Origin of the sequence: Phenylobacterium sp., from assembly GCF_037138395.1 — a bacterium.
Classification (GTDB): domain Bacteria; phylum Pseudomonadota; class Alphaproteobacteria; order Caulobacterales; family Caulobacteraceae; genus Phenylobacterium.
This window is the reverse complement of the sequence record NZ_JBAXIM010000104.1, coordinates 1-9,162: the sequence shown is the minus strand read 5'-3', so window position 1 is coordinate 9,162 and position 9,162 is coordinate 1. Positions and strand designations below refer to the sequence as shown.

Genomic DNA, 9,162 nt, shown 5'->3' with positions numbered 1-9,162 from the left:
GCAGGCACCCGCGCCCAGCGACGGCCGCCAGGCGGCGAAGACCGCCCTCAGGGCCGCCGGATTCAGCACGGCCAGGGCACCGCCCAGCACGGTCGACTGGATCGCCTGGGCGGCGACCACCGAGCCGATTCCGGCGAAGATGGGATGTTGCGGCTCCAGGGCCAGACCGGCCTGGCGGTAGCCGTTCATCGAGATCGCGAAGAAGGCGGCGGCGGCCAGGCCCAGCAGGGCACCGGAGTCCAGGGTCCGGATCCCGGCCCGGGGCCAGGACAGGACCAGAAGACCCGCAGAGGTCACGGCCACGCCCAGCCACTGGGCCGGATGCATGGTGTCGCCAAAGGCCAGCCAGCCCACCAGGGCCCCGAGGGGCAGGGCCGCCTGCTGGAGGAAGGTGGCCACGGCAAAGCCAGCGCGCTGCATGGCCACCAGCAGGCAGGCGGTGGCGCCGATCTGGGCCAGGCCCCCGGCGCCGACGGCCAGGAGGAACCGCAGGTCCGGCGTCGGCCGGGCGTCCGGCGTCGCCAGAAGAGCGATCGCCAGCAGGGCGAGGGAGAACGGCAGGCCGAACAGGAACCGGACCAGGGTGGCGCCCCAGGGCCCAGCGTCGCCGATCATGCCGCGCTGGAAGGCGTTCCGGGCGACCTGGAGCGGGGCGGCGGCCGCGGCGAGCACGGCCCACAACATGGATCAGAACCCGCTGGCGACGCGAGCACCGGGTGCAGACCTCTCCCGCCGGGCGATCAGGTTGTTGAGGGCGTTGACATAGGCCTTGGCCGAGGCGGTCAGGGTGTCGGTATCCGCCGCCTGGCCGGTGGCGATCCGGCCGTCTTCCTCGAGGCGGACCGAGACCTGGGCCTGGGCGTCCGTACCCTCGGTAACGGCGTGCACCTGGAAGAGCCTCAGGTCGGACTCGTGCGGCACGGCCTTGCGGATGGCGTGGAAGACCGCGTCTACGGGCCCATCGCCGGTGGCGGCTGCGATGCGCTCTTCGCCATCCACGGTCAGGACCAGGTCCGCGGTCTGCGGCCCTTCCGTACCGGCCACCACCCGCAGGCTCTTCACCTGGATGCGATCGGCGCCGGAGGCCAGGGCGTCGTCGACCAGGGCCATGATGTCCTCGTCAAAGACGTCCTTCTTCTTGTCGGCCAGCTCCTTGAAGCGCTGGAAGGCCTCGTTCAGGGCATTCTGGCCCAGCTCATAGCCCAGGCCCTTCAGCTTCTCGCGGAAGGCATGGCGACCCGAGTGCTTGCCCATGACCAGGTTGGTGCCCCCCTGCCCCACATCCTCCGGGCGCATGATCTCGTAGGTCTCAGCATTCTTGAGCATGCCGTCCTGGTGGATGCCGGCCTCGTGGGCGAAGGCGTTCTTACCGACGATGGCCTTGTTGTACTGGACCGGAAAGCCGGTGATGGCCGAGACATACCGGCTGGCGCGGGTGATGTGCTGGGTCTGGACGCCGGTCTCGAAGAGCAGCCGGTCGCCGCGCACCTTCAGGGCCATGACCACTTCCTCGAGGGCGGCATTGCCGGCCCGCTCACCCATGCCGTTGATCGCGACCTCGACCTGCCGGGCGCCGCCCTGCACGCCGGCCAGGCTGTTGGCGACGGCCAGGCCCAGGTCGTTGTGGCAATGGGTGGAGAAGATGACCCCGTCCGCGCCAGGCACGTTCTCGATCAGGTCGCGGAAGACCGCCTCGTACTCGGAGGGGTAGGTGTAGCCCACTGTATCCGGGATATTGATGGTCGTGGCGCCGGCGCGGATGGCCGCCTCGACGCAGCGCCGCAGGAAGTCGCGCTCGGTCCGGGTGGCGTCCTCGGCTGACCACTCAACATCGCCGCACAGGTTGCGGGCGTGGGCCACCGAACGGGAGACCATCTCCAGCACCGCATCGGGCTCCATCTGCAGCTTCCACTTCATGTGGACCGGGCTGGTGGAGATGAAGGTGTGGATACGGCCGCGCTTCGCCGGGCGGATGGCCTCGGCGCAGCGCTCGATGTCCGCCTGGCCGGCACGGGCGAGGCCGCAGATCGTACTCTCGGTGACGATCTCGGAGATGCGGCGCACGGACTCGAAGTCACCGTTGGAGGCGATGGGAAAGCCCGCCTCGATGACGTCGACGCGCATCTCCTCGAGGATCTTGGCCAGTTCCAGCTTCTCCTCCAGGGACATGGAGGCGCCAGGCGACTGCTCGCCATCGCGCATGGTGGTGTCAAAGACGACGACCCGGTCCTTGGGGTCCTGGGCGGCGGACGCAGACGGGGCGTCGGTGGAAATCGGGTTCATGTGGGGGCTCGCGGTTCGCGGGGGCTGGGGATCAGGTCGGGTGGGAGGCTCATCCCCTGAAACGCCCGGCCGCGACGAGGCGCAGCCTGAAGAGGCGCTCAGGGGCGACTAAGCCCCCGCTGAAGGCCAAGACTGGGCGCGACCGCGATCATGGGAAGGCTCATAGCGATTTGGCGACTCTGGCGCAAGAGTCTTGCGCGAAAATCCGCCTAGAGCCCCCACTCGGCAAGAACCTTGCGCACGCCGGGCCGTTCGGACATCCGGCGGAAGTGGGCGTCGACCCTGGGATAGGGCGTTCTGTCGATGACCCCGCTGTTCAGCCAGCCGGACCGGACAAACAATACCCCCTGACCGCACGTACGGTGGGGTGGAGCCTCGCGCGGCCTATTCGTCGTCGCTGTCGCCTGCGGCGTCCTCGAGGGCTCGGAACCTGTGAACGGGAGCCGGAGCCCGGGCGTCGGGTCCGTTGACCACCTTCCAGAGAATCTCGTTCAACTTGCGCATGGGCGCACGATCCGGGGCGCTGAAGTCCATGGCCGCACTCTCCTGCGCACCGGGTCCTGTGGGAGGATTTCTCTCCATCAGGTCCACTTCGGACGGCCGTGCGGAATAGGTCGAAAGGTCGGCCTTGGTGCCGAAGGCAGCGAAGAGCGGCGTCGCGGCGGCGTCGTATTGGCTCAATGGGGGGAGGCCCAGAAGCAGCTCGATCGTGCGCAGGAAGGAGCTCGTCGAATACTGGGTAGAGTCTACGGTTCCGCGCTTGATGTAAGGGCTGATCACCAGGCCAACGGTGCGGCGCGCATCCACGTGGTCGGCACCATCCTGGGCGTCATCCTCGATGATGAAGATGGCGGTGCTGGGCCAGTATTTCGAGTGGCTGACCCGGTCGACGAGCTGGCCGATCGCCCAGTCGTTGTCCGCTACCATTGCGGCCGGCGTGAAGGCGCCGGGGGTGGCCCCGCGGGTATGATCCTCGCCCATCGTCATGGTGATGAAGTTCGGGAGGCGCTTTCCGGGATCGGAGCTGTCGAAATTGGCCTCGTACTGGTCAAAGTCTCTCAGGAAGACCGCGAGGTTGTCGCGATCCCGGGCTTCAAAGCCCGCATAGTCCGGGCTGAGGTGGCCCCATAGCCCGTCTGCGCCGGGCGCCGGCTCGAACTTCTCGCCGGTGGAGGCGCGACGGCCGAATTCGCCATAGTTCCGGTAGGTCAGGCCCTTTCGACGCGCCAGATCCCAGGTGTAGCCCGCCGGTGAGTAGTAGGCGGGCGCTGGCTTCACGTCCGATCGGCTCGCATAGTTCGAGGGCCAGGTCTTCTCGTTGTAGTCGGACGCATAGGCGGCATTGGACCAGGCGTGTCCGTCCACGCTGACCTCGCCGTCGCAGTAGAGGTTGTCCAGGAGGACGAACTGCTCCGCGATCGCATGTGCGTTCGGCGTGACCTTGCGTCCGAAAAGCGTCAGGCCCGGATCGCCGTCACCCTTCTCGATGTCGCCCAGCACCTGATCATAGGTCCGGTTCTCGCGGATGATGTAGATAACGTGCTTGATCGGTGACCCGGCGCCCACGGCGACCGGGATTACGCTAGGCTCTGCCGGGGCAGCGGCGCGCTCCAGCCGTTCGTCGCGATAGGGGCTGTTGGCCAGGGTCTGGCGGGTCAGTTCCGGCAGGCGCTTGTCGAGCCCTTCCAGGGACAGGCGCTCCAGCGAGCCAGCCTGCAGGGTCTTGATGGTGTGTCGGGTCCCGCCCGGCGCGTGAGGCCCCTCGGGCGTAGGGTAGGCCTGCTCGCCCTTGCCAGTGCCTATGTAGAGGGCTCCGCCGGTCTCGCCGACGGCCAGGGCCGACGGGTACCACCCGACGGGCACGAAGCCCTTCACAACGCTCCGTCCCGGCACGCTGACGTCGACCACCGCCACATCATTGTTGTCGGCGTTCGCGACGTAGAGCCGCCCCCGCTTGGCGTCGAGCGCCAGGGCATCCGGGGTCGATCCCTCCGGGGCCCGGGGGTGGAGGGTCGTGGAGATGCGCTCGATGACCGCGCCAGTGCGCGTATCGATGACGTGCACGGTGTTGTCACCCGAGCAGGCGACGTACAGGCGCGCGTCCGCGCCGAGCACCATGTCGTTCGGATTCGAACCGACCGCTATGGTCTGGACCACGCGGTTGCTGGCGGTGTCGATCACGCTGACGGAGCGGCTGGACCAATTCGAGACGTAGAGACGCGACCCGTCGTGGGAGAAGAGGAGCTCGTAGGGGCTGACGTCCACCGGTATGCGCGTGACGATGGCGCCGGTCTGGGTGTCGAACACCACCACGGGCGTCGCTTCCATTCCGGTTCCGCGGTTCGCCGCATAGAGCAGTGGCCGGGTGGGATGATGCGCCAGGCCGGCCCAGCCGACCTGTTCCATCGGAACGGTTTCGTCGAACTGGGCGACCGGTGCCTGGCTCAGGCGCCCATCGGCATACCTGTAAGCATAGACGGGGGCCCTTGCCTTCAACTTCGAGCCTGAGGCGTTACCGCCTGAGACGTAAAGCGTCTTGCCGTCGGGCGACCAGGCGAGTCCCAGCCATGTGGACGGGATGTCGACCCGCTGCACGATCTTGCGGGTTGCCGGATCTATGACGGTCAGACCGTGCGGAAGGTAGCCGGAATTCACCGCCACAAGCGCCCGGCCGTCCGGCGCGGCGCTGATCTTCATCACGAGATCACCGGTAGAGCCGATGCTCTTTGCGGCCGGTGTGATGCGCCACCCGTTTGGAAGCGCAAAACCGCCCGGGATCGCGCGTGGATGCTCAGCCACTGCAGCCGGCGCACCCTCGGCGGCACCTGCGATAAAGGCTCCAGCAAGCGTCACGCCCGCCAACATCCGCAGAATCGCCATTAGCCGCTCTCCCCGTGTCTCTTCGTTGTAAGAACACAAACTGACAGATTGATGGCAGTCGCGCGACCGGGGGCTCCCGACCCGTCGCCGTTCGCATTGCCTTCCGGGCCGCCGCCCATCAGGGCCATGAAGCGGTCGGGGCTCTCTCCGGCGAACATCTATAGCGCACGGGCGCCGGCTCTGGGCCCCAGCGCAACGCCGATCAGGGCGGAGCCAGGGTTCCGACCCGGAACCGATATCACCTCATCCATCCGTCCTTTCAAGAAGCAAACACCACATCTTCCTGAAAGAATTCAAGGGCGTCATGTCAGCGGCAATATATTGAAAATACTTATACGATGAATATAGATGTCTGCTATCGCCCAATACTCTTGCGCAAAAATCCGTCTAGAGCCCCCACTCGGCAAGAACCTTGCGCACGCCGGGCCGTTCGGACATCCGGCGGAAGTGGGCGTCGACGGCCGGAAACTGGGTCCGGTCGATCCGGTCCCGGTCCAGCCAGCCGGAGAGGACGTAGAGGTAGGGATCGCAGATCGTGTACAGGTCTCCCATGACCCAGGGGCCCCGGAGCAGGGTCTCCTCGATCACGCGGAAGCAGCCGATCACCACCTCCGGGGACTTGGCGGCCATGGCCTTGATGGCGTCCGGGTCATCGGCCCAGCGATAGCCGCGATAGCGATGGGCCATGGCCACGTGGACCGTGCCGCAGAGATAGGTGTTGAAGTCCTGCACCTGGGCCAGGGCGAAGGGATCCTCAAAGGGCGCGAGGCGCGCCTCGGGATGGGTCTGGGCGATGTAGGCCAGCATGGCGGGCGTCTCGGTCAGGACGCCGCGATCGGTGACCAGGGCCGGCACCCGGCTCTTGGGGTTGATGGCCAGGTACTCTGGCGCCCTCTGCGCATCGGTCCGGAAGTCCACCAATTCGGATTCGAAGGCGGCGCCGGCGTCCTCCAGGACGATGCGCACCGCCAGGGCGATCGTACCGGGCATATAGTAGAGCTTCATGAGATTCCCGTTTCGTCGTGTTGCACTTCGTCTTCCGGGCCGCGCGACCTCAGCCAGTGGCGAGCCGCAAGGCCCAGTCCCATCCAGAGCGCCAGGCCCGCCCCCAGGGTAATCAGGCCTTCCGGGCCGCCGCCGGTCAGGACGCGCAGGATGGAGGAGCCCGCGAAGGCCGTGAGGGCGATCTTCGGGATAATGCCCAGGGCGGTCCCGGCCGCAAAATCCAGCACCCGGATCGGCGTCACCCCCGCCGCCATGTTGACGACGATAAAGGGGGCGGAGGGCACCAGCCGGACCACGAGGCTGGCCAGGAAGCCGTTGCGACCGATCAGGGCCATGAAGCGGTCGAGGCTCTCTCCGGCGAACATCTGGAGCGTGCGGGCGCCGGCGCTGCGCCCCAGGGCGAAGCCGATCAGGGCGGAGACCAGGGTTCCGACCCAGCTGTAGATCGCCCCATTCACCGGACCGAAGGCGACCACGGCGGCGGCGATCAGTACGAACTGCGGCGCGCCAAGGAAGGCCAGCAGGGTAAAGGCGGCAACCGCGACCGGCAGGGCCCAGGGCCCGTGCGCAGCCTGTAACCAGCCTTCGAGGGCGGCCTCGCTGTCGAAGCCGAGGAGTCTCGCGCCGAAGACGAAGACCAGCCCCACGCCGCCGAACAGCAGGAAGGATACGCCGAGGCTCACCCAGGCGCGGGCATCCATGCTGCTGGCCAGCCGGAGCAGCCGGCGCAGGACGCCCGGCGGTCCGTTAGGAACCTCAGGAACCCTATTTTGCAGGGGAGCCGACCGGCACCGGGTACTTCGCGAAAGCGTTTGCGACCGCGGTGTCGAGGACCGGCCCGATATTGCTGAGGGTCTTGTCGTTGACCGTCGCGCGGACCACGCCTTCCCAGACCAGCTGCCGGCGGCGAGCGTCGGCGATGTCGATGTTCAGGGTGCCCTCGTTGTAGGGGGTCATGGTGGTTTGGTCCTGGTACATGGGCCAGGCCGAGTACATGCCGGTCCGGTATCCATAATAGCCGACCCCCATGGTCGGAGTCGGCGTGGAGGACACCCGGTACTTCTGGTCAAGGGCAGCGCCAAAGTTGACCACCAGGTCCGGATCACTCTCGACATACCTCAGGCCGCGGGCCTCAAGCTGGGTCCGGGCGGACGACTTGAGCTGCTGGGAGACCGAGCTCTGGTAACCGCCCCTGTCCGTTCCCAGCGGGTTTGCAAACCCGAAGGTCCTGTACTGGGAGAAGTTCGCTGTGGGGTCCGAAGTCACCCGGACATTGGGCGTCGAAGCGCAGCCCGCAGCGGAAAGGGCGATCCCGGCAAGGGCGGCGACGAGGAAGAGGTTCGGTCTCATCAGGTAACTCCGGATGCATACGCGTCGGGTTGCATTTTGCACTATCCTTAAGCATCTGCGCAAGCCGTCGATCGCAATCGGAACGGCCTAGCGCGGAACAGCCTGGTGCCGGAGTGTGACCGCGGAGTGTCACACAGCGCCTTTGCCGAAGGCGGCGGTTCGGATTAAACACCCAAAGTCCTAATCTTCCTGTCCGGGAGCCTCCCATGTCGCTCGAATCCGTCACCCTGTCCCGGGTCAAGCCGTCGGCCACCATGGCCACGGACCAGAAGGCCAGGGAGCTGAAGGCCCAGGGTCGAAACATCATCAGCCTCGGTGCCGGCGAGCCGGACTTCGACACGCCCGACAACATCAAGGAGGCCGCGATCCGCGCCATCCGTGAGGGCAAGACCAAGTACACCACGGTGGACGGCATCCCTGAGCTCAAGGAAGCCATCGCCGCCAAGTTCGCCCGGGAGAACGGCCTGTCCTACAAGCCCTCCCAGGTGAACGTCTCGCCCGGCGGCAAGCCGGTCATCTTCAACGCCATGATGGCCACCCTGAACTCGGGCGACGAGGTCGTGGTGCCGACCCCCTACTGGGTCAGCTATCCCGACATGGTTCTCCTGGCCGGCGGGACCCCCGTCTTCGCCCCGACCACGGCGGCCAGCGGCTTCAAGCTGAAGCCCGCCGAACTCGAGGCCGTGATCACGCCGCGCACCCGCTGGGTGATCCTCAACTCGCCCTCCAACCCCTCCGGCGCCGCCTATACGAAGGACGAGCTGAAGGGCCTGGCCGAGGTCTTCCTGCGCCACCCGCACGTCTGGATCCTGACCGACGACATGTACGAGCACCTGATGTTCGATGACATGCCGTTCTGGACCATCGCCCAGGTCGAGCCGGCCCTCTATGCGCGCACCCTGACCATGAATGGGGTCTCCAAGGCCTACGCCATGACCGGCTGGCGCATTGGCTACGCCGCCGGCCCCGAGCCCCTGATCAAGCTGATGGCCAAGGTCATGAGCCAGTCGACCTCCAACCCCTGCTCGGTCTCGCAATACGCCGCCGTCGAGGCCCTGAGCGGTCCCCAGGACTTCATCAAGCCCAACGCCGCCCTGTTCCAGAAGCGCCGGGACCTGGTGGTCTCCATGCTGAACCAGGCCTCGGGCCTGGTGTGTCCGACCCCGGAAGGCGCCTTCTACGTCTATCCCTCCTGCGAGGCGCTGATCGGCCGCACCGCCCCGTCGGGCCGTGTCATTAGCTCGGACCAGGACTTCGCCAACGAACTGCTGGAGACCGAGGGCGTGGCGGTGGTGTTCGGCGAGGCCTTCGGTCTCTCGCCCTTCTTCCGCATCAGCTATGCAACCTCCGAGGCGATCCTCGAGGACGCCTGCGGCCGCATCCAGCGCTTCTGCGCCGCGGTGGCGTAGGCCGTGACCGTCGTCAGCCTCTCCAAGGCCCGCAAGGCCCGGGCCCGCGACGCGGCGACCGCCCTCGCCGCCGAAAACCGCATGGCCTTCGGTCGCACCAAGGCCGAGAAGGTCCAGGCGAAATCCGAAGCGACCCGGGCTGCCCGAAGCCTGGACGACAAGCGCCTGGAGCCCTAACCCGGCACGCCCCCAAGACGGGAGCATTAACGCGCGCTCAATTGCTCCACCTCAGGGG

The 9,162-nt window shown here is 67.0% G+C and carries 9 protein-coding genes; 2 read left to right on the top strand and 7 right to left on the bottom strand.

The annotated features are described in order from the left end of the window. The 7 genes from WCJ52_RS09210 to WCJ52_RS09180 form a co-directional block, all read right to left on the bottom strand. Positions 1 to 684: EamA family transporter (locus WCJ52_RS09210; protein WP_336903011.1), on the bottom strand; the 684-nt coding region annotated here is incomplete at its 3' end. A gap of 3 nt (positions 685 to 687) precedes the next feature. Further along, positions 688 to 2,283: a 2-isopropylmalate synthase gene (locus WCJ52_RS09205; RefSeq protein ID WP_336903010.1), complete on the bottom strand. Its 1,596-nt coding sequence runs from the start codon at positions 2,281 to 2,283 to the stop codon at positions 688 to 690. A 209-nt stretch (positions 2,284 to 2,492) separates the two neighbouring features. After that, on the bottom strand, positions 2,493 to 2,624 hold the full coding sequence (locus WCJ52_RS09200; protein ID WP_336903009.1) for a hypothetical protein: 132 nt from the start codon (positions 2,622 to 2,624) through the stop codon (positions 2,493 to 2,495). A gap of 43 nt (positions 2,625 to 2,667) precedes the next feature. After that, the gene (locus WCJ52_RS09195) at positions 2,668 to 5,163 is read right to left on the bottom strand and encodes a bifunctional YncE family protein/alkaline phosphatase family protein (protein WP_336903008.1); all 2,496 of its coding nucleotides are present in this window, start codon (positions 5,161 to 5,163) and stop codon (positions 2,668 to 2,670) included. Between the two features lie 387 nt (positions 5,164 to 5,550). Continuing rightward, positions 5,551 to 6,168: a glutathione S-transferase family protein gene (locus WCJ52_RS09190; protein WP_336903007.1), complete on the bottom strand. Its 618-nt coding sequence runs from the start codon at positions 6,166 to 6,168 to the stop codon at positions 5,551 to 5,553. Next, the gene (locus tag WCJ52_RS09185) at positions 6,165 to 6,869 is read right to left on the bottom strand and encodes a TVP38/TMEM64 family protein (protein ID WP_336903006.1); all 705 of its coding nucleotides are present in this window, start codon (positions 6,867 to 6,869) and stop codon (positions 6,165 to 6,167) included. The genes WCJ52_RS09190 and WCJ52_RS09185 overlap by 4 nt, the downstream gene beginning before the upstream one ends. Positions 6,870 to 6,933: 64 nt before the next feature. Continuing rightward, on the bottom strand, positions 6,934 to 7,518 hold the full coding sequence (locus WCJ52_RS09180; protein ID WP_336903005.1) for a DUF4136 domain-containing protein: 585 nt from the start codon (positions 7,516 to 7,518) through the stop codon (positions 6,934 to 6,936). 206 nt (positions 7,519 to 7,724) lie between these two features. Here WCJ52_RS09180 and WCJ52_RS09175 point away from each other — a divergent pair, with 206 nt between their 5' ends. Both WCJ52_RS09175 and WCJ52_RS09170 read left to right on the top strand, forming a co-directional pair. Next, a complete protein-coding gene (locus WCJ52_RS09175) occupies positions 7,725 to 8,927 on the top strand; it encodes a pyridoxal phosphate-dependent aminotransferase (protein ID WP_336903004.1) in 1,203 nt (400 codons plus the stop codon). Between the two features lie 3 nt (positions 8,928 to 8,930). Beyond that, entirely contained in the window at positions 8,931 to 9,104 is a 174-nt protein-coding gene (locus tag WCJ52_RS09170; protein ID WP_336903003.1) for a DUF4169 family protein, read from the top strand. Positions 9,105 to 9,162 lie beyond the last annotated feature (58 nt).

Excerpts from the sequence above, each read along its gene's own strand:
- WCJ52_RS09205 (WP_336903010.1), bottom strand. The coding sequence starts at position 2,283 with ATGAACCCGATTTCCACCGACGCCCCGTCTGCGTCCGCCGCCCAGGAC.
- WCJ52_RS09195 (WP_336903008.1), bottom strand. The coding sequence starts at position 5,163 with ATGGCGATTCTGCGGATGTTGGCGGGCGTGACGCTTGCTGGAGCCTTT.
- WCJ52_RS09190 (WP_336903007.1), bottom strand. The coding sequence starts at position 6,168 with ATGAAGCTCTACTATATGCCCGGTACGATCGCCCTGGCGGTGCGCATC.
- WCJ52_RS09185 (WP_336903006.1), bottom strand. The coding sequence starts at position 6,869 with ATGGATGCCCGCGCCTGGGTGAGCCTCGGCGTATCCTTCCTGCTGTTC.
- WCJ52_RS09180 (WP_336903005.1), bottom strand. The coding sequence starts at position 7,518 with ATGAGACCGAACCTCTTCCTCGTCGCCGCCCTTGCCGGGATCGCCCTT.
- WCJ52_RS09175 (WP_336903004.1), top strand. The coding sequence starts at position 7,725 with ATGTCGCTCGAATCCGTCACCCTGTCCCGGGTCAAGCCGTCGGCCACC.